Source organism: Microbacterium sp. NPDC055903, from assembly GCF_053615555.1.
Window position 1 is genome coordinate 1,069,495 of record NZ_JBSHCA010000001.1, and the last position, 22,608, is coordinate 1,092,102.

Annotated in this window: 23 protein-coding genes; 14 read left to right on the forward strand and 9 right to left on the reverse strand. The window is 68.3% G+C overall.

Going from position 1 to position 22,608, the window contains the following annotated elements:
- The first annotated feature begins 203 nt into the window (after window positions 1–203).
- Complete coding sequence (locus ACWGJP_RS04845; protein WP_452329495.1) at window positions 204–1,745, forward strand: SDR family oxidoreductase; 1,542 nt, start codon at window positions 204–206, stop codon at window positions 1,743–1,745.
- 23 nt (window positions 1,746–1,768) lie between these two features.
- Here ACWGJP_RS04845 and ACWGJP_RS04850 read toward each other — a convergent pair whose 3' ends face one another.
- Together ACWGJP_RS04850 and ACWGJP_RS04855 are read right to left on the reverse strand one after the other, a co-directional pair.
- Entirely contained in the window at window positions 1,769–3,535 is a 1,767-nt protein-coding gene (locus ACWGJP_RS04850; protein WP_452328620.1) for an ABC1 kinase family protein, read from the reverse strand.
- 11 nt (window positions 3,536–3,546) lie between these two features.
- Window positions 3,547–4,110, reverse strand: a complete 564-nt coding sequence (locus ACWGJP_RS04855) for a PadR family transcriptional regulator (RefSeq protein WP_452328621.1) — start codon at window positions 4,108–4,110, stop codon at window positions 3,547–3,549.
- A gap of 122 nt (window positions 4,111–4,232) precedes the next feature.
- Here ACWGJP_RS04855 and ACWGJP_RS04860 point away from each other — a divergent pair, with 122 nt between their 5' ends.
- The 3 genes from ACWGJP_RS04860 (at window position 4,233) to ACWGJP_RS04870 (ending at window position 7,387) form a co-directional block, all read left to right on the forward strand.
- The gene (locus ACWGJP_RS04860; RefSeq protein WP_452328622.1) at window positions 4,233–5,255 is read left to right on the forward strand and encodes a restriction endonuclease; all 1,023 of its coding nucleotides are present in this window, start codon (window positions 4,233–4,235) and stop codon (window positions 5,253–5,255) included.
- Between the two features lie 66 nt (window positions 5,256–5,321).
- Window positions 5,322–5,645 (forward strand): nucleotide pyrophosphohydrolase, encoded by a 324-nt coding sequence (locus ACWGJP_RS04865; RefSeq protein ID WP_452328623.1) that lies wholly within the window; start codon window positions 5,322–5,324, stop codon window positions 5,643–5,645.
- Window positions 5,642–7,387: a DNA/RNA helicase domain-containing protein gene (locus ACWGJP_RS04870; RefSeq protein WP_452328624.1), complete on the forward strand. Its 1,746-nt coding sequence runs from the start codon at window positions 5,642–5,644 to the stop codon at window positions 7,385–7,387. The genes ACWGJP_RS04865 and ACWGJP_RS04870 overlap by 4 nt, the downstream gene beginning before the upstream one ends.
- On the opposite strand, the gene ACWGJP_RS04875 is transcribed toward ACWGJP_RS04870, so the two are convergent.
- On the reverse strand, window positions 7,369–7,929 hold the full coding sequence (locus ACWGJP_RS04875) for a dihydrofolate reductase family protein (protein WP_452328625.1): 561 nt from the start codon (window positions 7,927–7,929) through the stop codon (window positions 7,369–7,371). The genes ACWGJP_RS04870 and ACWGJP_RS04875 overlap by 19 nt on opposite strands.
- A gap of 139 nt (window positions 7,930–8,068) precedes the next feature.
- On the opposite strand from ACWGJP_RS04875, the gene ACWGJP_RS04880 reads away from it, so the two are divergent.
- Entirely contained in the window at window positions 8,069–9,592 is a 1,524-nt protein-coding gene (locus ACWGJP_RS04880; protein WP_452328626.1) for an ATP-dependent DNA ligase, read from the forward strand.
- 25 nt (window positions 9,593–9,617) lie between these two features.
- On the opposite strand, the gene ACWGJP_RS04885 is transcribed toward ACWGJP_RS04880, so the two are convergent.
- Window positions 9,618–9,965 (reverse strand): hypothetical protein, encoded by a 348-nt coding sequence (locus ACWGJP_RS04885; protein WP_452328627.1) that lies wholly within the window; start codon window positions 9,963–9,965, stop codon window positions 9,618–9,620.
- Between the two features lie 26 nt (window positions 9,966–9,991).
- Window positions 9,992–10,606: a MerR family transcriptional regulator gene (locus ACWGJP_RS04890; protein ID WP_452328628.1), complete on the reverse strand. Its 615-nt coding sequence runs from the start codon at window positions 10,604–10,606 to the stop codon at window positions 9,992–9,994.
- A 70-nt stretch (window positions 10,607–10,676) separates the two neighbouring features.
- Here ACWGJP_RS04890 and ACWGJP_RS04895 point away from each other — a divergent pair, with 70 nt between their 5' ends.
- Window positions 10,677–11,168: a DUF4188 domain-containing protein gene (locus tag ACWGJP_RS04895; RefSeq protein WP_452328629.1), complete on the forward strand. Its 492-nt coding sequence runs from the start codon at window positions 10,677–10,679 to the stop codon at window positions 11,166–11,168.
- A 36-nt stretch (window positions 11,169–11,204) separates the two neighbouring features.
- On the opposite strand, the gene ACWGJP_RS04900 is transcribed toward ACWGJP_RS04895, so the two are convergent.
- A complete protein-coding gene (locus tag ACWGJP_RS04900; protein WP_452328630.1) occupies window positions 11,205–11,774 on the reverse strand; it encodes a TetR/AcrR family transcriptional regulator in 570 nt (189 codons plus the stop codon).
- A gap of 70 nt (window positions 11,775–11,844) precedes the next feature.
- Here ACWGJP_RS04900 and ACWGJP_RS04905 point away from each other — a divergent pair, with 70 nt between their 5' ends.
- Window positions 11,845–12,840: an SDR family NAD(P)-dependent oxidoreductase gene (locus tag ACWGJP_RS04905; protein ID WP_452328631.1), complete on the forward strand. Its 996-nt coding sequence runs from the start codon at window positions 11,845–11,847 to the stop codon at window positions 12,838–12,840.
- 222 nt (window positions 12,841–13,062) lie between these two features.
- Here the strand turns inward: ACWGJP_RS04905 and ACWGJP_RS04910 are convergent, their stop codons facing one another.
- Entirely contained in the window at window positions 13,063–13,632 is a 570-nt protein-coding gene (locus ACWGJP_RS04910) for a TetR family transcriptional regulator (protein ID WP_452328632.1), read from the reverse strand.
- Between the two features lie 59 nt (window positions 13,633–13,691).
- On the opposite strand from ACWGJP_RS04910, the gene ACWGJP_RS04915 reads away from it, so the two are divergent.
- Window positions 13,692–14,279 (forward strand): biotin transporter BioY, encoded by a 588-nt coding sequence (locus ACWGJP_RS04915; protein ID WP_452328633.1) that lies wholly within the window; start codon window positions 13,692–13,694, stop codon window positions 14,277–14,279.
- Between the two features lie 52 nt (window positions 14,280–14,331).
- Here the strand turns inward: ACWGJP_RS04915 and ACWGJP_RS04920 are convergent, their stop codons facing one another.
- Window positions 14,332–17,838 carry an SdrD B-like domain-containing protein gene (locus ACWGJP_RS04920; RefSeq protein WP_452328634.1) on the reverse strand — a complete coding sequence of 1,169 codons (3,507 nt, stop codon included), beginning with the start codon at window positions 17,836–17,838 and terminating at the stop codon, window positions 14,332–14,334.
- Between the two features lie 173 nt (window positions 17,839–18,011).
- Between ACWGJP_RS04920 and ACWGJP_RS04925 the strand changes: the two genes are divergently transcribed.
- The 6 genes from ACWGJP_RS04925 to ACWGJP_RS04950 all read left to right on the forward strand — a co-directional run bounded on the left by ACWGJP_RS04925 (window position 18,012) and on the right by ACWGJP_RS04950 (window position 21,975).
- Entirely contained in the window at window positions 18,012–18,275 is a 264-nt protein-coding gene (locus tag ACWGJP_RS04925) for a type II toxin-antitoxin system prevent-host-death family antitoxin (protein WP_452328635.1), read from the forward strand.
- Complete coding sequence (locus ACWGJP_RS04930; RefSeq protein ID WP_452328636.1) at window positions 18,272–18,538, forward strand: type II toxin-antitoxin system RelE family toxin; 267 nt, start codon at window positions 18,272–18,274, stop codon at window positions 18,536–18,538. The genes ACWGJP_RS04925 and ACWGJP_RS04930 overlap by 4 nt, the downstream gene beginning before the upstream one ends.
- A gap of 116 nt (window positions 18,539–18,654) precedes the next feature.
- A complete protein-coding gene (gene purL / locus ACWGJP_RS04935) occupies window positions 18,655–20,979 on the forward strand; it encodes a phosphoribosylformylglycinamidine synthase subunit PurL (RefSeq protein WP_452328637.1) in 2,325 nt (774 codons plus the stop codon).
- Window positions 20,979–21,125 carry a hypothetical protein gene (locus ACWGJP_RS04940; protein ID WP_452328638.1) on the forward strand — a complete coding sequence of 49 codons (147 nt, stop codon included), beginning with the start codon at window positions 20,979–20,981 and terminating at the stop codon, window positions 21,123–21,125. The genes purL and ACWGJP_RS04940 overlap by 1 nt, the downstream gene beginning before the upstream one ends.
- 3 nt (window positions 21,126–21,128) lie before the next feature.
- On the forward strand, window positions 21,129–21,644 hold the full coding sequence (locus tag ACWGJP_RS04945; RefSeq protein WP_452328639.1) for a hypothetical protein: 516 nt from the start codon (window positions 21,129–21,131) through the stop codon (window positions 21,642–21,644).
- Complete coding sequence (locus ACWGJP_RS04950; RefSeq protein WP_452328640.1) at window positions 21,634–21,975, forward strand: TraR/DksA family transcriptional regulator; 342 nt, start codon at window positions 21,634–21,636, stop codon at window positions 21,973–21,975. Before ACWGJP_RS04945 ends, ACWGJP_RS04950 begins: the two co-directional genes overlap by 11 nt.
- Window positions 21,976–22,002: 27 nt before the next feature.
- On the opposite strand, the gene ACWGJP_RS04955 is transcribed toward ACWGJP_RS04950, so the two are convergent.
- A complete protein-coding gene (locus tag ACWGJP_RS04955; RefSeq protein ID WP_452328641.1) occupies window positions 22,003–22,554 on the reverse strand; it encodes a hypothetical protein in 552 nt (183 codons plus the stop codon).
- Window positions 22,555–22,608 lie beyond the last annotated feature (54 nt).

Genomic DNA, 22,608 nt, shown 5'->3' on the forward strand with positions numbered 1-22,608 from the left:
TGAGATTCTTCGGATGAGTGGCTTCATTGTCACTTCCTTGGTGGGCCACAGGGATTCGGCGCACGGCGTGGGCCCTCGTCATCGAGGCCGTGTTGTGAATCGATTCACAACACGGATAAATCTACCGTTCCGCGCAGGCGCAGTCAATGATCGATGCTGTCAACCGCATTCCGGATGCCCGCGACGAGGCCTACGCTCGGGGCATGACCGAGCTCACCCAGCCCACCGGCCATGAGGAGTCCCTGCGTGCCGTCCCCCGCCCAGACGGCTCGGCTCCGCGCGCGCTCGTCTTCGGCGCGACGGGCTACATCGGCGGCCGGCTGACACCGCGGCTGGTCAATGCCGGCTACCGCGTGCGGGTGCTGGCGCGGGATGCGGCGCGCGCTAGGTCGTGCCCGTGGGGCTCGGATGCGGAGATCGTCGAGGGCTCGGCCGACGATGCGGATGCCGTCGCCACCGCGATGGACGATGTCGACGTCGTCTACTACCTCATCCACTCCATGACCGCCGGGAAGGGGTTCGAGGAGACGGATGAGCAAGCGGCGGAGACCGTCGCCGCTGCGGCGAAGCGCGCCGGGGTCGGGCGCATCGTCTATCTGGGCGGGCTTCACCCTGAGGATGCCCGGCTGTCACCGCACCTGCGCTCGCGCGTCAGGGTGGGCGAGATCTTCCTCGCCTCCGGGGTTCCCGCGCTCGTTCTGCAGGCGGGTGTGGTGATCGGATCGGGCTCCGCCTCGTTCGAGATGATCCGTCACCTGACGGATGTGCTGCCATACATGCCCGCGCCGAAGTGGGTGCGCAACCGCATCCAGCCCATCGCGATCCGAGACGTCCTGCACTATCTCCTCGGCGCGGCGCGGGTGGATGCTGCGGTGAACCGGACGGTCGACATCGGCGGGCCGGATGTGCTCCGCTACGGCCAGATGATGAACGGCTACGCGGTCGAGGCGGGGCTCCCCCAGCGCGCGATCGCGGCGCTCCCTGTGCTGACGCCCGGCCTGGCCTCGCACTGGGTGAACCTCGTGACGCCGGTTCCGCGGTCTATCGCCCGCCCGCTCGTCGCCTCGCTGCAGAACGAATGCGTCGTCAAGGACCACGACGTGGACGCGCTCATCCCGCCGCCCGAGGGCGGTCTCACCGGGTACCGGCGCGCCGTTCGCCTCGCGTTGGGTCGTCTGGATGCGGACACCGTCGAGACGAGCTGGCAGGACGCGGAGGTGTCCGGCGCGCCGAGCGACCCACTGCCGAGCGACCCTGACTGGGCGGGACGTACGGTGTTCACCGACGCCAGGACGCTGCGTTCTGCGGCATCCGTCGACCGACTCTGGGCGGTGATCCTCGGGATCGGCGGCGCGAACGGGTGGTACTCCTCCCCCTTCCTCTGGGCCGTGCGCGGCTGGATGGACCGGATCGTCGGCGGCGTCGGTCTGCGGAGGGGGCGGCGCAGCCGCACGATCGCTCGGCCGGGCGACGCGATCGACTTCTGGCGCGTGGAGGCGGTGGAGGTGTCGGATGCGGGAAATCTGCTGCGATTGCGGGCGGAGATGAAGGTGCCGGGCGCCGCGTGGCTCGAGCTGCGCGCCGTGCCGGACGGCGAGGGCTCGCGCTATGAGCAGCGGGCGATCTTCTTCCCGCGCGGGCTGACCGGGCGGTTGTACTGGTTCGCCGTGCTGCCGTTCCACGGCGCCATCTTCGCGGGCATGGCGGCCAGGATCACCGGTGCAGCGGAGGGCGCCGCCGACTGAGGCAGCGCCGGCATCCGGTCGCGTCAGCGCGAGCGGGCGAAGAGGGCGTGCAGCAACGGCAGCGCGGACACGGCCATCAGCGTGATGCCGAGCGGCGGTGCCGGTACGAGGAGGATCGCTCCGCCCACGAGCATGGCGGCGAACAGCACACCGGAGGCGATCCGGCGGGCGACGTGTTCGAGCCGGTCGAGGCGTCGTTCGAGACGTGAGGTGTCGAAGCTGACGGTTCCGTCGTCGATGCGGGTGACGAGGTCGTCGACGCGCCGCGGAAGGCGCCAGAGAATGCCGGCGTTCGCCGTCGCCTGGCGGCCGAACTCCTGAGCGATGTTGCCGGATTCGTCGCGCAGCAGACGGGCGGCGTACGGCTCGACGGGGTTCCAGATGTTGAACCCCGGTTCCAGAGCGCTGCACATCCCCGAGGTGAGCGAGACGGCGCGCATGAGCAGGAGCAGCTTCTCGGGCAGCTGCACGGGAAGCGAGCGCACCGTGTCGCCGAACTCCGCGGCGAACCCGGTGAACTCTCGCGGGTCGACGTCGCGGAGCTCGGCGAAGCCCATGCCGCCGAAGCGGGCGAAGAGCGCGGTCAGCGCACGCTCGAGCTCTCGGGTATCCGCCGAGGGCAGGAGCACGCCGATCTGCTGGGCGGCGTCCACGAGTCCGCGGCTGTCTCGACCGGCGATGGCGATGACCAGGGATCGCAGGCCTGCGCGCAGGCTGTCCGGCACTTCGGCCATCATGCCGAAGTCGACGAAGGTCAGCCGCCATGCGGGTTCGGATTCCCCGCCGAGCGGGGTGACGAAGATGTTCCCCGGATGCGGGTCGGCGTGCACGAAGGCGTGCGTGAAAACCTGGTCGAGCATCACCTCGGCGAAGACGTCTGCGACGTCGGCGGGGTCGATGCCCGCGGTGCGGAGAGCATCGGTGTCGCTGATCTTGATGGCGGTGACATCCGAGAGGGTGAGCACGCGGCGTGTGGTGCGCTCCCACGCGATCTCGGGGGCGGCGACACGGGGGTCGTGCGAGAAGTTCTCGGCGAAGCGCTCTGCGCTGGCGGCCTCGTGGAGGTAGTCGACCTCCTCGAGGCTCGTCTGGGCGAACTCCTCGACGAGCGCCGGGGCATCGACACGCGAGGACACCAGGCGGATGCGGCTGAGCCAACCGGCGACCCGGCGAAGCGCCGAGAGGTCGGTCGCGACGATGCCTTCGATGCCCGGCCGCTGCACCTTGACGACGACGTTGCCGAGGCCGGTGTCCGCGGCATCCTGTGCCGAGAGACGGGCCCGATGCACCTGGCCGAGGGATGCCGCCGCGAGGGGCTTCTCATCGAACCAGGCATAGGCGCGCTCGAGCGGAACGCCGAGCTCCGCCTCGGCGAGCGCTCTGATGTCGGCATAGGGGACCGCAGGCACCTCGTCCTGCAACCCGGCAAGCTCGGCGGTGATCTCGGGCGGGAGGACGTCGAGGCGGGAGGACATGAACTGCCCGACCTTGATCATGAGCCCGCCGAGGTCGACGGCGAGCACGTGGAAGCGGCGCGCGAAGCGCTGCATCCTGGCCGTGCGGGTGCGGTCGGAGACGGAGGCGAAGCCGAACCGGGGAAGGACGAGGTCGAACCACCAGATCTTCAGCAGCTCGCGCGCCGCGAAGGCCACGATGCGGCGGTAGCGGGCGCGGTGCTGGGGTTGTTCTCCGGTGTGCAGACTCGCTTCACCGTCGCGATGATCGGGCCGCGCCGCGCCATCAGCGTCCTGGTCCTGCCGAACCGCGTCGGTTCCGGCATCCGCACCCATCCGCACTCCGATCAGTCGCCGGCGAGGATCGCGTACAGCTTACGTCGCGCCTCATCGAGGACGTCGACGGCGGCCTGCACCTGCTCCGGGGAGCCCGTGCGCCCGACCTGCGCCGCGACGCCGGCGAGCTCTGCGCCGGCCTTGGGGAGGGCGGCGAGCTGCGACATCTTGGTGCCGAATGCTTCCCATGGTGCCGGCTTCTCCGCTGCGGCCTCGGCTTCGGCGACACCCGCCTCGGTGAGCGAGTAGGTCTTGCGGCCGTTCTGCTCCTCGGCTGTGATGAGACCTTCGTCCGCGAGCAGCTGCAGCGTCGGGTAGACGGAGCCGGCGCTCGGCTTCCAGGCACCTCCGGAGCGCTCGGAGATCTCGCTGATGATCTGGTAGCCGTGCATCGGCTGTTCGGCGAGGAGCGACAGGACCGCCGTCCGGACGTCGCCGCGCGCCATGCGCGATGGTCCGCCGGTGCGCTGCTCGAAGCTCTGCCGGAACTGCTCGAAGGCGTCGAAGATCGCGCCGGCCGGGCCGTTCGCGCCGAATCCCGCACCGAAACCGGCGGAGGGGAAGGAACCGTTCATGATGACCTCCTCGAAGTGAGCGATAGTCAACGATATGTCGTTAGCGCGCGTTGTGGGCTGTGAGAATGCTCGGCATTCGACCGATACTCTGGCGAGGTCATCGATGACAGGAGATCAGGCGCGTGAACGTATGGGGTGTACACAACGACTCCCTCGCTGAAGAACTCATCGAGGAAGGGTTCATCAGTATCGGCTGGGACAGTCTCGGGCCGCTGACATCGCTCTCGGGTCGAGAGAGCATCAAGGCCGCCCTGACCGCACTATGGCCAGACGCCAAGCCGCGGTCGATCGCGGGACAGGCGGGCGTCCTCATCAGGTTTCGTGACGAGATCCGTGTGGGCGATGTCATCGTCGCGCCATACAAACCCGACTCGACAGTCAACATCGGCGTCGTGACAAGCGAGTACTACTTCACCGCGAGCGCGGAGACCCACCGACATCGGCATCGCGTGGAGTGGAAGAAGGTGGGCCTGCCACGCACGGTCTTCTCGCAGTCCGCGCTCTACGAGATCGGATCGGCGATCACGGTGTTTCGTGTCAGGAACCATGCCGGCGAGTTCCTGGCTGCTCTCGGCAGCCCTGACGCCTCCATCGATGCGGTGGCCGAGTCTGTGAGCCGGACGGTGACCGCCAGTGAGGACGAGGAAGCGGACACGACGCCTCGAGCCTCGCGGATCGACCGGCATACCCGCGACTTCGTCCTGGAAACGCTGCACAAGGACATCTCGCATCAGGAGTTCGAGGAGTTCACGGCCGATCTGCTCAGAGCACTCGGCTATCAAGCACGCGTGACGCCGTACTCGCAAGACGGCGGAGTCGATGTGATCGCACATCGCGACCCGCTCGGCGTCGAACCCCCTCAGATCAAGGTCCAGTGCAAGCATCTCACCGGATCGATTTCCGCTCCTGACGTGCAACGTCTCGTCGGCGCGCAGGGTCCGAGCGATCTCGCGCTGTTCGTCACGCTGGGGACGTACACGAAGGATGCTGTGGCGATCGAACGCACTCGATCGGGACTGCGGCTTCTCTCCGGCGAGGACGTCGTCAGCCTGGTTCTGGAGAACTACGCCAAACTCCCGGAGCGGTGGCGTCGGGTCATCCCGCTGACGAGTGTGCTCGTCGTCGCAGACAGTGCGGACGAGTAGCACCAGCCGACTCGCCTCGCGCGCTCCGGACGGCGACAGGATGAGCCGGACTGCTACGTTCTCCCCATGCCTTCCCCCGCCACCAGCCAAGCTCTCCGTGCCTTCGTCGCCGCCCGCGACTGGGAGCAGTTCCACACCCCGGAGAACCTGGCGAAGAGCATCACGATCGAGGCATCCGAGCTCCTGGAGCTCTACCAGTGGACCGACGCCCCCGACCAGCAGGAGGTCGAGGATGAGCTCGCCGACGTCGTTACATACTGCATTCACCTGGCGAATCGGCTCGGCGTCGACCTCGATGAGATCGTGACGGCGAAGCTGGCGAAGACCGAGGCGAAGTATCCCGTCGAGCTCAATCAGGGCACGATCAACAAGCGGGAACCGGGCGCGTGATCGTCGAGGTCCCGTTCGCGAAGAACGCGATCGAGCAGGCCGGGCAACCACGCCTGGCCGACTGGCCGGTCGTGTACGTCATCGACGGGCGCCACAAGCTCTACGTCGGCGAGACGACCAGCGCGCAGAAGCGGATGCGCCAGCATCTCGAAGGCCCGAAGCAGCACGAGGGGCTTCAGTCGGTGCGTGTCGTCGTCGACGACGAGTTCAACAAGTCCGCCTGCCTCGACCTCGAGGCGCACCTCATCCGCTGGTTCTCCGGCGACGGGCGCTACGAGGTCCTCAACGGCAACAGCGGACAGCTCGACGCGAACTACTACGACCGCGAGCGCTACCGGGAATCCTTCCGCCAGATCTTCGACGAGCTCCGCGACGAGGGCCTCTTCACCCGCAGCATCCCGCAGATCGAGAACTCCGATCTGTTCAAGCTGTCCCCTTTCAAGGCGCTCACGACCGACCAGGCCGCCGCCGTCGAGGACATCGTGGAAGGCCTGCTCGAAGACCTCCGGCATCCGGAGCGGACATCGACGCTCGTCGTGCAGGGCGCCCCTGGCACCGGCAAGACGATCATCGCGATCTACATCATGAAACTCCTCGCCGACATCCGCGACTTCCGCCACCAGGACGACATCGAGCCCGATTCGGTGTTCGCCGAGTTCTTCGTCCCCGAGAATCGCGAACTCCTGTCCACACTGCGGATGGCCCTCGTGGTCCCGCAGCAGTCTCTGCGGGAATCGATCAGGCGGGTGTTCCGCAAGACCCCGAAGCTCGATCCTTCGATGGTCCTCACTCCGTTCCAGCTCGGCGAATCCCCGGATGCCTTCGACGTCGTCATCGTCGACGAGACCCATCGCCTGAACCAGCGCGCGAATCAGGCATCCGGCGTGCAGAACAAGAAGTTCACCCAGATCAACGAGAACCTGTTCGGCGACGATGATCAGAGGTACACGCAGCTCGACTGGATCAAGGCGCGCTCGACCCATCGGCTGCTCCTCGTCGACGGGGAGCAGACTGTGCGGCCGCATGATCTACCGCCGACGGTGCTCGGCGACGAGATCCGCATCGCGCGCAACGCGCATCGCCTCTACCCGTTGACGACGCAGATGCGCGTGCGGGCGGGCGCGGACTACGTCGAATACGTCCGTGCGCTGCTGCGCGGGGATGTCGTCGAACGCCCCGACCTCGGCGACTACGACCTCCGGTTCTTCGACGACCTCGGTGAGATGCGGGCCGCGATCCGCGAAAGGGACGCCGCCGAAGGGCTGTCCCGCCTCGTCGCCGGATACGCCTGGGACTGGGCCTCACGCAAGGACAAGACCGCGTTCGACATCGAACTCGATGGCGAACGCATGCGCTGGAACAGCACGGACAAGGACTGGATCAACTCCCCCGGATCCGTCGATGAGGTCGGATCCATCCACACCGTCCAGGGCTACGACCTCAACTACGCCGGCGTCATCATCGGACCGGACCTGCGCCTCGATCCGCAGACCGGTGCGATCGTCGCCGACCGCGACGCCTACCGGGACAAGAAGGGCAAGGAGAACACCGGGCACCTCAAGGACGCCTTCGGCGACGACGCCCTGCTCACCTTCATCCGCAACATCTACGGCGTGCTGCTGACGCGCGGGATGTGCGGCACGTACGTGTACGTCTGCGATCCCGCCTTGCGCGAGGTCCTGTGTGCGGCCCTCCGCGCAGCACCGGAATCACACCATTCTTCTCACCCCGCCATCCGATAGCGCGTCGCCACGGCGCCCGATGCGAACTCCCTTCGTTCCACCTGCTCGAGCCTGACCCGTTCGCGCAGGCCGTCGAGAAGCCTCGGCCCATGCCCGGCGATCACGGGATGCACGACGAAGGTGTACTCGTCGATGAGCCGCTGCTCGGCCAGCGCGAGCGGAAGTGTCACCCCGCCGACCGCCAGCCCTCCGCCCGGATACGCCTTCAAGCGGCGGACGGTCTCGACCACGTCTCCTTGCACCAGCTCGGCGTTCCAGTCCACCTCCGCCAGGCTGCCCGAGACGACGTGTTTCGGAGCACGGTCGATCGCCTCTGCGAAGGGAATCTCCCACTCGTCCATCCAGTCGGGCCATACTCCCGACGCAGGACGCCGCCACGCCGACTCCATCATCTGGTAGGTCACCCGCCCGTAGATCAGCGCATCGGCGCGCTCCATGTCGGCGGTCCAGAACCGCATCAGCTCCTCATCCGGCGCAACGCCCGCCTCATGGTGGACGCAGCCGTCGAGGGTGACGTTGATCGCGTAGCGCAGTGGTCTCATCTCGCCGCTCTCCTTCGATGCGGTCCGCCGGTGCTCCCGGATGGTCACACAGTACTGACGGGTGCCGACATTCGCCGCTCGTTGTCCGGAGGGCGCCCTGCCCACCGCCGATGTCCGACCCCGGTGCGACAATCTCTTCATGAGGCTCACCGAGCTCGCCCAGACCGCCGCGGACGTCGCGTCGACGTCGTCGCGACTGGCCAAGATCGAAGCGCTCGCGCGGCTGCTGGCACGCGCGGATGCCGAAGAGATTCGCCCCCTGATCGGGCTGCTGCTCGCCGCACCCCGGCAAGGCAGGCTCGGCGTCGGATGGCGCAGCCTCACCGCCCTCGCCGTCGCTCACACCGACACACCCACCCTGAGCATCGGCGAGGTCGACCGATCTCTCGACGCGCTGGCGCACGCCTCGGGCTCCGGTTCCGCTGCACGACGCACGGCCCTGCTCTCAGAGCTCGCGGAACGCGCCACTGTCGAGGAATGGGGCTTCCTCTCCCGCGCGATTCTGGGCGAGCTGCGCACCGGTGCGCTCGGCGGCGTTCTCCTCGATGCGATCGCACGCGCATCCGATCGCCCCGCCGCCACCGTCCGCCGTGCGGCGATGCTCTCCGGAGACCTCGGCGAGACGGCTCTGACCGCCCTCACCGGCACCGCCGAAGACCTCGAATCAGTCGGACTTCAGGTGGGTCGCCCCGTGCTCCCGATGCTCGCCGCGACGGCCGCGACGCCGACCGCGGCCCTGGAGCTCACCGGCGAGGCGTCCGTCGAGTACAAACTCGATGGCGCCCGCATCCAGGTGCACCGACACGGCGACGAGGTCGGCGTGTACACCCGCAGTCTGGCCGACATCACCCACCGCGTGCCGGAGATCGTCGACATCGTGCGCGGTCTTCCCGCCCACGACCTCATCCTCGACGGAGAGACGCTGGCCCTCGATGAAGACGGCGGCCCCCGCCCGTTCCAGGAGACGATGTCGCGTTTGGGCGCCGACATCGCGCGCGAGCTGACCCTCCGGCCCTGGTTCTTCGACCTCCTGCACAGCGACGGCCGCGACCTGCTCGACGAGCCGCTTTCGGTGCGTCTGGCCGAGCTCGAACGCATTGCTCCGGAATGGCGGATGCCGGGGATCATCACCGCCGACCCGGATGCCGCCGAGCAGCTCTCCCGACAAGCACTCGCGGCGGGCCACGAAGGCGTCCTCGTCAAGGCGATCGACTCCCCGTACACCGCCGGAAGACGCGGGAAGTCCTGGGTCAAGGTCAAACCCGTGCTGACCTACGACCTCGTCGTCCTTGCCGCCGAATGGGGATCGGGGCGACGGCAGGGGATGCTGTCGAACCTGCACCTCGGCGCCCTCGACGCCGCGGGCGAGTTCGGCGCACCCGGCGATTACGTCATGGTCGGCAAGACCTTCAAGGGTCTCACCGATGAGCTGCTCCGCTGGCAGACCGAGACGTTCCCCGACTACGAGGCACACCGCTCGCCTCATGCCGTCTTCCTCCGGCCGGAGCTCGTTGTGGAGATCGCGATCGACGGCGTCCAGCGCTCGCCCCGGTATCCCGGTGGGATCGCCCTGCGTTTCGCCCGGGTGAAGGGCTACCGGCCCGACAAGACCGCCGCGGATGCCGACACGATCCAGACGCTGCGGGCGCTCCTGCGGGAGTGATGCCGCAGACTCTGTCAGCGGGAACTCACGGCCGGGTAGCGCGCCTCTGCGCCGCCTTGCGACGCCCCCACCACTCCCTCCCCGCAGCGATGCCGATCGAGGCCAGCACCATGACCACGCATCCGATCGTCGCGAGCTGAAGCGAGGACACCACAGCGATGCCGGTGACAGCGAAGTCCTGACCGCTCCAGATCCAGACCGACACCGCAGCACCGACCAAGCCGACGATCGCGAGGACGAACTCCGCCGCGGCGAAGACCTGCTTTGCGGCCGGCATGTGCGGCGCCAGCCAGCGGAGCCCCACCGAGAGCAGGATCGACAAGAACGCCGCCAGCATCGAGAAGGACGCCAAAGCCGTCGAGATCTCATCCATCCGACAAACCTAACGACGAACGGCGCTCAGCCCGCCCCGCCTCCGAAGCGCTCCCCCGACGCGACCTGCTGCGCCACCCGGCGCAACGCCAGCAGCAGCGGCTCGACGAGCACCGAGCCGAGCACGACATACTCCACTGCGGCATCCGCCGAGTCGGTCGGAACACCCGCGATCTCCGCATCCGCCATCTTCCGGATGCTCTCGAGATACACCGGCATGACCTCGGCCGGCACGGTGAACCCGGCGCTCTGGAGAGTGCCGAGAGCACGAGCCACCCCCCGCAGGACGTCGGGATCGCACAGCCCCGGCCTCCAGCCGAGACCGGCGGCGAGCTCTTCAGCCGCCTCCAGATCGAGATCGTCGTTGCCGGACGGTGTGACAGCCGCGTGCACGGTGCCGAGCAGCTGATTGCGGCTCTCCGGCGGATCCTCCAATGCCGCGAGCACCCGCCGTGTCTCGGCGACGCTCACCCCCGACGCGATCAGCGCCCTGATCACGCGGAGCCGGCGCACGTGCCGCTCGCCATAGGCCGCCTGCGTCGGAGCACTCCGCTCCCCCTCGGGCAGCAAACCCTCACGCAGGTAGTACTTGATCGTCGGCACCGCCACACCGGTCTCTGCCGACAGCTCTGAGATTCTCATGACCACCTCTTGACATCGATAGTAGCGCTATCCATCATAGATAGCAGCACTATCCAAGAGGAGGAACCCCATGTCACCCGTCATCGTCGGCCGCATGTCCCACCACCACGAGGGCGAACTCGTCGTGTTCCACATCGGCATGCAGATCAACCGATGGTGGCGGCCCGATCTATGGCTGCCAGCCTTCTTCGCCATGCCCCGGATGCTTCGCGAGCTCTCCATCGACACCGAGTCCGGTTTGCTCGGGTACGACCTGCTCCTCGGCGCCGGCGGTCCCTACGTCGTGCAGTACTGGTCGTCGATGGAGAAGCTCTACGCATATGCGTCCGCACCGGATCAGGAGCATCGCCCCGCCTGGACAGCCTTCAACAAGGCGGCCCGCAAGGCGCCAGGCGCGGTGGGAGTCTGGCACGAGACCTTCCTCGTCGCGAGCGCGGAAAGCGTCTACGTGTCGACCAAGCGGATGGGACTCGCCAAGGCCACCGAGCACGTGCCCGTCGGCCGACGGCACGACCGCGCGCAGGCGCGAATGGCCGACGGCGCGACGCGAACCAACGCATAGGTCCGGGCGCCGTGCGGGAGCAGAACCGCACCCACCTCAGCGATCGACGGCGACGCCCCGCATCAAGGCATCCACCGTCGCATCGACCTGCACCTCTGTCAGAGGCTTTCCCTGCAGGGCGGCGTAGCTGGACATCGCCACGAGCTGCTCGGCGATGACGTCGGCGTCCACCTCAGCGCGCGCCTCACCGGCATCCACCGCTCGCGCAAGGCGGGTCGTCACCCACGCGCGGATCGGCCCAGCCAGCCGCTCGTTGAGCATCGCGCCGAGCGCCGGATCCGTCGCCGTCACGGCGATGAGCGCCCGCGCGAGCTCGACACCCTCGGAGCTGCCGAGCGAACGGGACATCGCCGAGAACCAGCCGCGCAGATCAGCGGACAGGTCGTCGGTCATCGGCAGCTCAGGCGTGGACAACGAGCCCTCGAGCAGCGCCTCACCCAGAATCGCCGCCTTCGACGGCCACCAGCGGTAGATCGTCTGCTTCGAGACCTCCGCGATCTCGGCGAGACCCTCGATCGTCACGGCCGCGTACCCGCCGTCGGCGAGCGCCGCGCGCATCGCCGCCAGCACCGCCTGGCGGGCGTGTTCACTGCGAGGTCTCGGCACCCGTTCAGGCTATCGAGGAGTACCATCGAAGATAACTAGACGCACCGTTGCGAAACAGAAGGAGACCGTCATGGCCCTCACCGCACAATCCACCATCGGAGACTGGCTGAACGACGAGGTCGGCGGACCGATCATCCGCGGACTCCTCGAGAAGTCCGGCGCCAACCCCGATTCGCTCGCCCCCGTGCTGAGCCTGCCGCTGCAGCAGCTCGTCGTGATGAGCCAGGGCGCCATGCCGCAGTCCGTCGTCGACGACCTCGTCCGCGCAGCCAACGGCGGCGAGATCCCCACCGACGCCGCACCGGTCGGCTGGGTAGAGCAGGCCACCTCCGGCCGCTTCGCCGGCAAGACGGTCATCGTCACCGGCGCCGCCTCCGGCATCGGCAAGGCGACGGCATCGCGCATCGCCCGCGAGGGCGGGCGCGTCATCGCCGCGGACATCACCGCGGAGAAGCTCGAGGCACTGAAGGCCGAGTTCCCCGAGATCATCACGGTCGCGGGCGACCTGACGAAGCAGGATGCCATCGACGCCGTCATCGCCGCCGCAGGTGGGACGATCGACGCCCTCGCCAACGTCGCGGGCATCAACGACGACTTCTCCCCCGCCGGAGAGACGTCGGATGCCGTCTGGGATCGCGTCATCGCGATCAACCTCACCGCGCCGTTCAAGCTCATGCGCGCCGTGCTGCCGCTCATGGAGAAGGCCGGCCATGGCGCCGTCCTGAACGTCGCGAGCGAGGCCGGCCTGCGCGGGAACGCCTCCGGCAACGCCTACACCGCCAGCAAGCACGGCATCATCGGCGTGACGAAGTCGGCCGCCTTCATGTACGGCCCCAAGGGCATCCGCGTGAACTCCGTCGCTCCCGGCGGCGTCGCCACCGGCATCCCGATGCCGCCGAACATGTCCGAGTACGGCTCCGGCCGCCTCGCGCCGTTCCAGCAGTCGATCCCCACCATTGCGACGGCCGAGCAGCTCGCCGCCTCGATCACCTTCCTGCTCTCCGACGACGCCGTCAACATCAACGGCGCCGTCCTCGCCTCCGACGGCGGCTGGTCGGTGCAGTAAGCACGCATCGCGATCACCAGGGGCAGGCGGCTGAGCATCAGCGCCTGCCCCTCGTGCATCCGGATGCTTCGCCACGCCGCGCTGCGGTGCCCGCGCCCCGATTCGCCGCATCATCGCTCGTCAGGTACCCCGAATCGCCGCATCCAACCGAACGACCCGGCCAGACGAGCCACCTCCCTGCCGGGGCTCGACCCCCCACCCAACCACGGGGCTCGCCGCGACTCAGCGCGCCGTCGCCGCGCTCCGCACACCGGTGACGATCATCGCCAGCCCCTCGGCGAAGGCGTCTCGCCGATCGTCGACGCGACCGGGGGCGAGATCGACGGAGGCATCCGCCGCTCCGACGACGGCGGCATGCATCCGCTGCTGGTCGTGGAAGGTCGCACCGATCACAAAGTGGATGATGGTGTCTGCGGCGATCTCCGCCGCAGCGTCGCCGAGACCATCCTGACGTGCGGCCTCGACGAGCAAAGCCCTGCTCGGCAGCTCGAGCAGACCGAGCGCGAGGGAGCTGGAGACCAGCTCCGCACCATCGCGGTGCGCCAGCAGACGCGCACGGATGGCCGTCGCGATCGCGATCAGATCGCCCTCCGACTCCGCGGGGCCGACCTCCACGATGCGCTCGGACACCGCCGCGAGCAGCGACTGCTTGTTGGGGAAGTGCCAGTACAGCGCACTGACCTGCAGGTCGAGGATCTCCGCGATGCGCCGCATCGACAGCCCAGGCACCCCCAGCTCATCGAGCACGCGGAGCGCAGCCTCGACGACATCGGCACGGGCGTTTCTCTCCACCGGACTCATGGTGCTACTCTACCGAACATCGTTCAGGTGAACACTGTTCAGGAGGATCCATGACCATCGCTGCATCCCCGAGGCCGGGCGTCCTCGCCGACCTCCTCCCCGGATCGCTCGCCCGTGACGTCGCCCTCACCGTGACGGGCACGGCCGCGATCGCCGCCGCGGGCTACATCACGATCCCGCTGTGGTTCACACCCGTGCCGATCTCGCTCGCCACCTTCGCGGTGCTGCTCACGGGCGCCGCTCTCGGACCGGTCCGCGGCATCGCCAGCGCGGGCCTGTACCTCGCGCTCGGCCTCATAGGCGTCCCGCTCTTCGCGCACGGAGCGTCCGGCTGGGCGTTCTCCTCGTTCGGCTACATCCTCGGCTACGTCGTGGCCGCCGCGATCGTCGGCGCCCTCGCACGCCGCCGCTCCGATCGCACCGTCGCCGCGACGCTGGGCCTGGCTGCCCTCGGCTCGCTGGCGATCTACGCCTGCGGCGTTCCCTGGCTCGCCCTGTTCCTCGGCCTCGACCTCGGCACGGCGATCGCGCTCGGCGTCGCCCCGTTCCTCATCGGCGACGCGATCAAGATCGCTGCGATGTCTGTGCTGCTGCCCGCCACCTGGCGCCTCGTCGACCGGCCGCACCGCACCCGCTGAACGAACGAGGGGCGCGGAGGATGACCCTCCACGCCCCTCGCCTCCGACAGCGTCAGCCGCGGGCGCGACGCCTCATGAAGAACACCCCGGCACCGGCGACCAGCATCACCAGCGCGATGCCAATCATCCCGAGCGGTGCGGTGGCGCCGGTGGTCGCGAGCTCGTTGACTCCAGGGGTGCCCGGATGCGAGGAATCGACGTCCTGGTCACCACCGTCGGCGTCACCCGCGCCCGGCTCCTCGGTGTCGGGATCGGTACCCGGCTCTTCGGTCCCGGTCTCGCGCACGATCACACCGGCGTCCCACGTCGGGTCGATCCCCTCGGTGGCGGTGACATCGGCCCAGCCGTACTCGTGCGTGAGGTGCTGGTTGTCCGGCCCGAGCACGATCGTCTGGGTGAGCCCGGTCTGCGCATCGGCATCCGAATCCACGGCGTCGTCATCACCGGCATCCGCCGTGGTGAACGCGTAGATCGCGCTCTGCTCGGCGGTCAGCGTGAACCGCACCTGGTACTCACCGGCGGGCAGCGCGTCGAACAGGTAGCGGCCGTTCGCATCGGTCGTCGTGGCCTGGATGACCTCGCCGTCCTTCAGCAGCTCGACCGTGACGCCAGGGAGCACCTGCTCCGCGTCGTCCTGCGCGCCGTCCTTGTCGGCGTCGATCCAGACGACATCGCCGATGGCGTACGTCTTCTCCGGCTCGACGGTCTCTCCGGGGGTGTTGTACAGGACGACGTCCGCCGACGCGCCGCTGTCCTCGACGAGGATGCGGCTCAGCGACGTCGCCCGCTCGTACCCGACCGGCGCGACGTCCTCGCGCAGCCAGTACGTGCCGGGCTCGGCGACGACGGGTGTCGCGCCCTCGACCGTGACGATCTTGCCGTCCACGACCCGCAGATCGCTCAGCACCACCGTCTGCTCGTCGGCGGCCAGCACCGAGAAGCGCGCGGCCGAATCGGTGATGAGCTTCGCGGCATCCGTGCTGTCCCGCTTGAGCAGGCTCAACGGATAGTCGTTCGTCGGAGTGATCGTCGCGCCGGCGCTGCCGATGACGTTCGTGATCCCGACGTTCGCCTCGTGGTCGACGATGCGAACCGCGAAGTACATGGCCAGCGTCTGTCCGCTGACCAGTCGGCCCCGCTCCAGCGTCACCGAGTTCGCCTCTGCGTCATAGGATGCGACGACGTTCGAACCGGGGATCGCGTAGGTGCTGCCACCGGTCGTCGTCCCCGTGGAGACATCACCCGCGGCGACGAAGCCCAGGAACTCCACGCCCTCGGGCAGCACGTCGACGACGTCCTCCACCATGTTCGTGAATGTGCCGTGCGGCATCAGCTCGACGCGGTAGACGAACTCGTCATCGACGAGCGCGCCTTCGGCGTCCGTCGCGACCCGGAGGTTGCCGGTGAAGGCGTCGTTCGCTGCGTCGTAGACACGCTTGCGCACCTCCATCTCGTTGCCGTAGCTCGTTGCCGTGGCGCTCGCGCTCGCGGTGAAGACGATCTCCTGATCGGCTCCCTCATAGCGGGCGCTGTTCTCGATCTCGAGCGTCTGCTTGCCCTGGATCACGTGGGTCGGAAGGCCGACGGTGATCGTCCACGTGCCCGTGAACGGTGCGGGGGCGGATGCTCCCCACGACGCCTGCTTCGGGAACGCGTCGTTGGGGGCGATCACGAGAGCGCCGTCCTCGTCGATCGACACGTCGAAGGTGTCGCCGTCGAGCGGGTAGTTCCAGTCGTAGGTGCCGGAGATGGATGCCTTGATCTGGGGCAGCGTCTCCTCGGTGACGTCGAACACGGAGTGGTCGATGTCGTCGATGATGCGCGAGGACGCCGCATCTCCGATGCCCTGCCCGATCGTGAAGGTGTACGGGATGGTCGCGGACGTGCCGCTGGTCACCGTGATGGGGCGCCCAGAGGTCGTCTTCGCGAACTTGCTCGGGTCATCGACGCCCGCGCTGGTGTCCTTGGGAACGATGAGCGTCGTCGACGCGCCTTTGGACTCGTAACGACCCTCGTCGTAGACGAAGTACGCGGTGTTGTCTGCGCGGTAGCGCGTCTCGTACTGGTTCTGGCTGCTCGATGACGTCGGGAGCGAGTCGATCGTCGCCTTCGCCGTCAGCGTGTAGCGCTGGGTGACGTCCTTGCCGACGTTGATGTAGATCGTCCGGCCTGACACGACGTAGGTGTTGACGAACTCGTCCGCGGCGATCTCGGTCTCGGCGTTGCCGCTGAGACCGGGCGCCGGGCTGAGCACGACCTCCGCGCCCGAGGCGTCGACGAGAACGAGGAAGTCCTCGTCATCGACGTTCCAGGAGATCTGAGCGGAGAGCGTATCGCGGATGACCACGTTGCGGTCGAGGGCGAAGGGTCCGTCTGCGAAGTCGGCGAAGGCGGTGAGGTCGGCGCCGAGCGTGTACGTCACGGGGATGCCCTCATCGAGGGTCGCACCAGCGGCGAGCCCTTCGGGCAGCGTGACGGAGGCGGGATCGACCGTCTTGCTGAAGGCGGCGGCGGTGCCGGGGCGCACCTGGCCCTGTACACTGCCGCTGATCGACGTGCTGGCGTTGCGAACCTGGCCGTTGACATCGACGGTGTTGCCGAGCGACACCGAGTAGCCGCCACCATTGAGCGGATCGACTCCGTCGTATGCAGCCTGCAGCCGATCCCGCAGGTCGGCGAGCGCTGCAGCATCCGCGATCTTCGCCTTGTAGGTGAAGGTGTACACCGAGTTCGCCTCGGCGGTGAAGTCGTGATCGAAGCTCGAACCGGAGATGTCGGGGAGACCGGTCAGCGTGGAGCTCACCGGATTCAGGTCGTTCGCATCGCGGACCACCTTCGTGCCCGACAGCGATCCCGGCACATAGGCCAGGCCCGTTCCGAGGGTGTCGGTCAGGGTGACGTCACGGGCGTCCTTGCTGCCGACGGTGACGGTGTACGGGATCTCGATGTCGAGGATGCTCGGATCGAGGACGACCTCGCCGTCGACGACGGTGTGCGGGAGCGAGGCCCGCGACGTCGTCTTGCGGGAGGACGTGCTGGTCGGAACCGGCGAGTCACCGGCATCCGTGACGATGACCGTCTGGGAGGTCCGCTCGCCGTCCACGTCCCAGACGAGGTCCCTGACCTCGGAGCTCTCGACGACGTCGACGACGAACTGCAGGTCGAGGACGCCCTGGTTCACATCCGAGGGGAACGGATCCATGAACGTCACGACGAGCTGTCCCTGATCATTCATCGCCAGCGACTGCACGGCGGTGTTGCCCGCGGGAACGGTGAGCGCCGCATCGGGGATCGTGATGCCCTCCGGCACGGTGATGGCGACGACCGCACCGTCATCCATGCTCCCGTACCCGATCTGGAACGAGTACATCGCCCCCTCGGACAGCACGGGGGTGCCGCCCTGAGACGTGGACGATTCGACAGGGAACACGGTGACCTTGCCGCCTGCGGCGAAGGCGGGGGTGCTGATGCCCCCGAGCGCGAGAAGGGCGACCAGGATTCCGGCCAGCCAGTGGACGACGGTGCGCACGCGTGGGGGCGCGGCGATACTCTCAGACATCAATATCTTTCTTCCAGGGCAATGAAAAGGGGACGCGTGCATGGCGACGCGTCCCTGCGTCGGCACCGCCTCCGCGGCGCCGTCGGAACCCTCCGGCGAGCGGGTCGACGGGGCTCCAAGAGGGAAGAGTCCATACGGGCGAATCGATGACGCGAAAGTGCGGGAAAAGTTCTATGGAGACTTTGGATCGATCGATCACGACGCGCGAACTCCGTGACGGTCTTGCTGAGGCCGTCGCGCGTGCCGCGTACGGCGGCGAGCGGATCGGAGTGACCAAGCACGGGAAGCTCGCGGCTGTTCTCATCGGCGTGGAGGATCTGGAGCTTCTCGAGGAGCTCGAGGAGGCGCGGGACGTGGTCGAGTTCCGCGCAGCCAGGGCCGCCGATGACGGAGCTCGCGTCTCGCTCGCTGAACTGAAGAGCGAACTGGTCGAGTGACCGCATATGCGGTCGAGTTCACGACGGCAGCGGCGAGAGAACTCCGGAAGCTCGACCAACAGATCCGTCGCCGTGTGCTGGCCGCGGCAGAGGGGCTGTCGAGCGACCCGCGACCGGTCGGCGCACGCAAGCTCTCCGGGCTGGACGCAGCCTGGCGGATCAGGGTGGGCGACTACCGGATCCTGTACGAGATCGCCGACGAACTCGTCCTCGTGACGGTCAACGGCGTGGGGCACCGCAGAGCAGTGCACGAACGCCTCTGATCACCGCGCCGCCCTCCACTCGCGCACGAGGGCAGGCTCGCCCTTGAGCGCGAGGCACGCGTTGCACGAAAGGTAGACTGGACACCGCCCCGCCGGCCCTTTCCCTTGGAGTGCGCGTGACCACCCCCGAAGCATCCGTCCACGTCCCCGACTCTGTCGAGAACGCCATCGCGACTCCCGAGAAGGAGCAGCCCTACGGCGCCCTCGGGCTCAAGGACGACGAGTACGCACGCATCCGCGAGATCCTCGGCCGTCGCCCCACCTCCGGCGAGCTGGCGATGTACTCCGTCATGTGGAGCGAGCACTGCTCCTACAAGTCGTCGAAGAACTACCTGCGCCGCTTCGGGCAGAAGGTCTCCGACGAGATGAAGGAGCGCCTCATGGTCGGCATGGGGCAGAACGCCGGCGTCATCGACGTGGGCGAGGGCTGGGCCGTCACCTTCAAGGCCGAGTCGCACAACCACCCGAGCTTCATCGAGCCCTTCCAGGGCGCGGCGACCGGCGTCGGCGGAATCGTCCGCGACATCATCTCCATGGGCGCGCGGCCCGTCGCCGTCATGGACGCCCTCCGCTTCGGCGCCATCGACCACCCGGACACCGCACGGGTCGTGCATGGCGTGACCGCGGGCATCAGCTTCTACGGCAACTGCCTCGGCCTTCCGAACATCGGCGGGGAGACGGTGTTCGACTCCGTCTACCAGGCCAACCCGCTCGTCAACGCGCTCGCGGTCGGTGTGCTCCGCCACGAAGACCTCAAGCTGGCGAACGCCACCGGTGTCGGCAACAAGGTCGTCCTCTTCGGCGCCCGCACCGGCGGCGACGGCATCGGCGGCGCCAGCATCCTCGCCTCCGACTCCTTCGACTCCACCGGCCCCACCAAGCGCCCGGCCGTTCAGGTCGGCGATCCCTTCGCCGAGAAGGTGCTCATCGAGTGCTGCCTCGAGCTCTACCGCGGCGAGCTCGTCGAGGCCATCCAAGACCTCGGCGCCGCCGGCATCTCCTGCGCGACGAGCGAGCTGGCCGCGAACGGCAACAGCGGCATGCACGTCTCGCTCGACAACGTCCTGCTGCGCGACCCCACTCTGACCGCTGAGGAGATCCTCATGTCCGAGTCGCAGGAGCGCATGATGGCGATCGTCGCGCCGGAGAAGCTCGACGCGTTCCTCGAGGTCGTGAAGAAGTGGGACGTCGAGACCAGCGTGCTCGGCGAGGTCACCGGCGACGGTCGCCTCGTCATCGACTGGCAGGGCGAGCGCATCGTCGACGTCGACCCCTCGACGGTCGCGGTCGACGGTCCCGTCTACGACCGCCCGGTCGCCTACCCCACGTGGATCGACGCGCTCCAGGCGGATGCTGCGGAGCTGCTCCCCCGCTCGAACGACACGGAGACGCTGAAGGAGCAGTTCCTCGCCCTCGTCGCGAGCCCGAACCTGGCGGACACGCGCTGGATCACCAACCAGTACGACTACTACGTGCTCGGCAACACCGCGCTCGCCTTCCCCGACGACGCCGGCATGATCCGCGTGGACGAGGAGTCCGGCCTCGGCTTCGCCATCGCCACCGACGCCAACGGCCGCTACTGCCAGCTCGACCCCTACGCGGGCGCGCAGCTCGCCCTCGCCGAGGCCTACCGCAACGTGGCCGTCACCGGTGCCGTTCCCACGGCCATCACCGACTGCCTGAACTTCGGCTCGCCAGAGAACCCCGAGGTCATGTGGCAGTTCGGCCAGACCGTCGACGGCCTCGCCGACGGATGCTTCGAGCTGGGCACCCCCGTCACCGGCGGCAACGTCTCGTTCTACAACCAGACCGGCGACGTGCCGATCCACCCGACGCCGCTGGTCGGCGTGCTCGGTCTCATCGAGGACGTCTCGCGCCGCATCCCCTCCGGATGGCAGGACGAAGGGCAGAACATCTACCTCCTCGGCACGACCTCCACCGAGCTCTCCGGCTCGGCGTGGGCCGATGTCGTGCACGGTCACCTCGGCGGCCTGCCGCCCAAGGTCGACCTCGCCGGCGAGAAGCGCCTGGCCGGTCTCATCGGCGCCGCCCGCGACGAGTGGCTGATCTCCTCCGCGCACGACCTCTCCGAGGGCGGGCTCGCTCAGGCCCTCGCCGAGGGCGTCATGCGCTTCGGTGTCGGCGCACGCGTCTGGTTGAGCGAGATCATCGAGCGCGACGGCGTGGATGCTGCCACCGCCCTCTTCTCCGAGTCGACCGGCCGCGTGCTGGTCACCGTCCCGCGCGAGGACGACGTCAAGTTCCGCGGCCTGTGCGAGGGCCGCGATTACCCGGTGCTGCGCATCGGCGTGACCGACACCGAGGCGCAGCTCGAGGTGCAGGACGTCTTCACCATCTCGGCATCCGAACTGCGCGAGCGCTCGCAGGCCACGCTTCCCGCATACTTCGGCCCGACCGTCACGGAGTCGGTCGACGCCTGATGAGCGAGCTCGACACCCGCGACGACGACTACGGCGACCTCGGCGAGCGTCGTAATCGCCGCGTCAGGATCGTGGCCTGGGTGACGATCATCGCCCTGCTCATCGGCGGCGGCGGCGCGACCGTGCTCTCCCTGCTGTTCGGCTGATCCGTGGCCGTCTCGGCTGAGAACCTGCCCGCGCTGCTGCGTCGTGTCGACCGCCTCGCGGCCGGCCGACAGCGCGACCTGCGCGCGGGCGGCGACCTGGCGTCGGTGCAGCGCAGCTTCCGCGCGATCGGCTGGATCCTCGCCGTGGAGATCGTCATCAGCGTCTCGGCCATCGGCATCGCCGGGATGAATCTGCTCACCGGCAACCCTGACGGCTTCGCCGTCTGGATGCGCGTGCTCGTGGTGTTCGGCCTCACGGCGGGGCTCACGTACTTCGCACTGCGCGCCTCCGCCGGCTGGTACTGGGCGTACTCGCGGTTGCGGCTGTTCGCGCGCATCTTCCCGATCGTGACCCTGGTCACCGCCGCGATCCCGGGGCTCTATCCGCTGTGGATGGTCATCGAGCAGATCATCTTCTCGCTCCTCATGTTCGTGGTCGGCGAGATCGCCGGCACGGATGCGATGCGCACCGTTTTCGCGAAGGCGACGCTGCGAACGGCGGGCCCCGATGAGCGATGACCCTCGCGCTCGCCTCGAACGCCTGCGCGGCGATGCGCTGAGCAGGGTCGAGTCCGCGGTGGCGGCGCTGGCCGCGCTCACGCACGACCGCGAGGGCGCGAACGACGACGACGAGCACGATCCGGAGGGGGTCACGCTGTCGTCGGAGTGGTCGCGCTTGATGGCGTTGTCCGACGCGGCGCAGGGCGAGCTCCGTGAGGTCGAAGACGCCCTGGCCCGTGTGGATGCCGGCACCTATGGCGTGTGCACGTCGTGCGGGGCGGCAATCCCTGCAGCTCGGCTCGAGGTGCGGCCGTTCGCCGAGCTCTGCGTGTCCTGCGCGTCGCGCTGACGCCGCCGCGTGCTGGCGTCGAGGCGTTCAGCCGAGACCGGCGAACCCCGCGATCGCGCAGATGGCGCCGCTGACGAGGAGCACGGCTCCGCCGAGCGCCCCGCACCAGAAGCTCCGCGCCGCTTTGTCGTCGGGCAGGAACACGGCGAGCACCGCGACAGCGGTGACGAGCACACCGGTGACGAAGAAGATCGGCTGGCCGAACACCCACGCGAGCGGGAGGAAGTGGATGCCGACGACGGCGAGCACGAGCACAGGGATGAGGTCCTGACGCTTGCGTCTCGTGGCGACGATCGCGAGCACGATGATCGCGATCACCTCGAGCCAGAAGACGACGAGGTAGATGACCGAGGCCGTTCCGCCGAAGGCGATGGCGGTGGGGGCGTCCCAGTTCCTGATCACCGTGGGAAGGTTGATCCCGGCGAGAGTCGCACCGCCCAGGCCGATGGCCGCCAGCACCACCCGCCAGATCCAGTGCTTGGGCGGGCGCTCCTGCGCCCATCCGGACCAGACGAACGCGGCGATGCCGAAGATGACGCCGGTCATGAGCAGGTCCCTGGGGAAATCCGTGATGATCATGTCGCCCTTCCGTTGCGGGTCACCCTAGCGGACGCCTCAGCGGACGAAGGGATG

Excerpts from the sequence above, each read along its gene's own strand:
- ACWGJP_RS04845 (WP_452329495.1), top strand. The coding sequence starts at position 204 with ATGACCGAGCTCACCCAGCCCACCGGCCATGAGGAGTCCCTGCGTGCC.
- ACWGJP_RS04850 (WP_452328620.1), bottom strand. The coding sequence starts at position 3,535 with ATGGGTGCGGATGCCGGAACCGACGCGGTTCGGCAGGACCAGGACGCT.
- ACWGJP_RS04855 (WP_452328621.1), bottom strand. The coding sequence starts at position 4,110 with ATGAACGGTTCCTTCCCCTCCGCCGGTTTCGGTGCGGGATTCGGCGCG.
- ACWGJP_RS04865 (WP_452328623.1), top strand. The coding sequence starts at position 5,322 with ATGCCTTCCCCCGCCACCAGCCAAGCTCTCCGTGCCTTCGTCGCCGCC.
- ACWGJP_RS04875 (WP_452328625.1), bottom strand. The coding sequence starts at position 7,929 with ATGAGACCACTGCGCTACGCGATCAACGTCACCCTCGACGGCTGCGTC.
- ACWGJP_RS04880 (WP_452328626.1), top strand. The coding sequence starts at position 8,069 with ATGAGGCTCACCGAGCTCGCCCAGACCGCCGCGGACGTCGCGTCGACG.
- ACWGJP_RS04885 (WP_452328627.1), bottom strand. The coding sequence starts at position 9,965 with ATGGATGAGATCTCGACGGCTTTGGCGTCCTTCTCGATGCTGGCGGCG.
- ACWGJP_RS04890 (WP_452328628.1), bottom strand. The coding sequence starts at position 10,606 with ATGAGAATCTCAGAGCTGTCGGCAGAGACCGGTGTGGCGGTGCCGACG.
- ACWGJP_RS04895 (WP_452328629.1), top strand. The coding sequence starts at position 10,677 with ATGTCACCCGTCATCGTCGGCCGCATGTCCCACCACCACGAGGGCGAA.
- ACWGJP_RS04905 (WP_452328631.1), top strand. The coding sequence starts at position 11,845 with ATGGCCCTCACCGCACAATCCACCATCGGAGACTGGCTGAACGACGAG.
- ACWGJP_RS04915 (WP_452328633.1), top strand. The coding sequence starts at position 13,692 with ATGACCATCGCTGCATCCCCGAGGCCGGGCGTCCTCGCCGACCTCCTC.
- ACWGJP_RS04920 (WP_452328634.1), bottom strand. The coding sequence starts at position 17,838 with ATGTCTGAGAGTATCGCCGCGCCCCCACGCGTGCGCACCGTCGTCCAC.
- ACWGJP_RS04925 (WP_452328635.1), top strand. The coding sequence starts at position 18,012 with ATGGAGACTTTGGATCGATCGATCACGACGCGCGAACTCCGTGACGGT.
- ACWGJP_RS04940 (WP_452328638.1), top strand. The coding sequence starts at position 20,979 with ATGAGCGAGCTCGACACCCGCGACGACGACTACGGCGACCTCGGCGAG.
- ACWGJP_RS04950 (WP_452328640.1), top strand. The coding sequence starts at position 21,634 with ATGAGCGATGACCCTCGCGCTCGCCTCGAACGCCTGCGCGGCGATGCG.
- ACWGJP_RS04955 (WP_452328641.1), bottom strand. The coding sequence starts at position 22,554 with ATGATCATCACGGATTTCCCCAGGGACCTGCTCATGACCGGCGTCATC.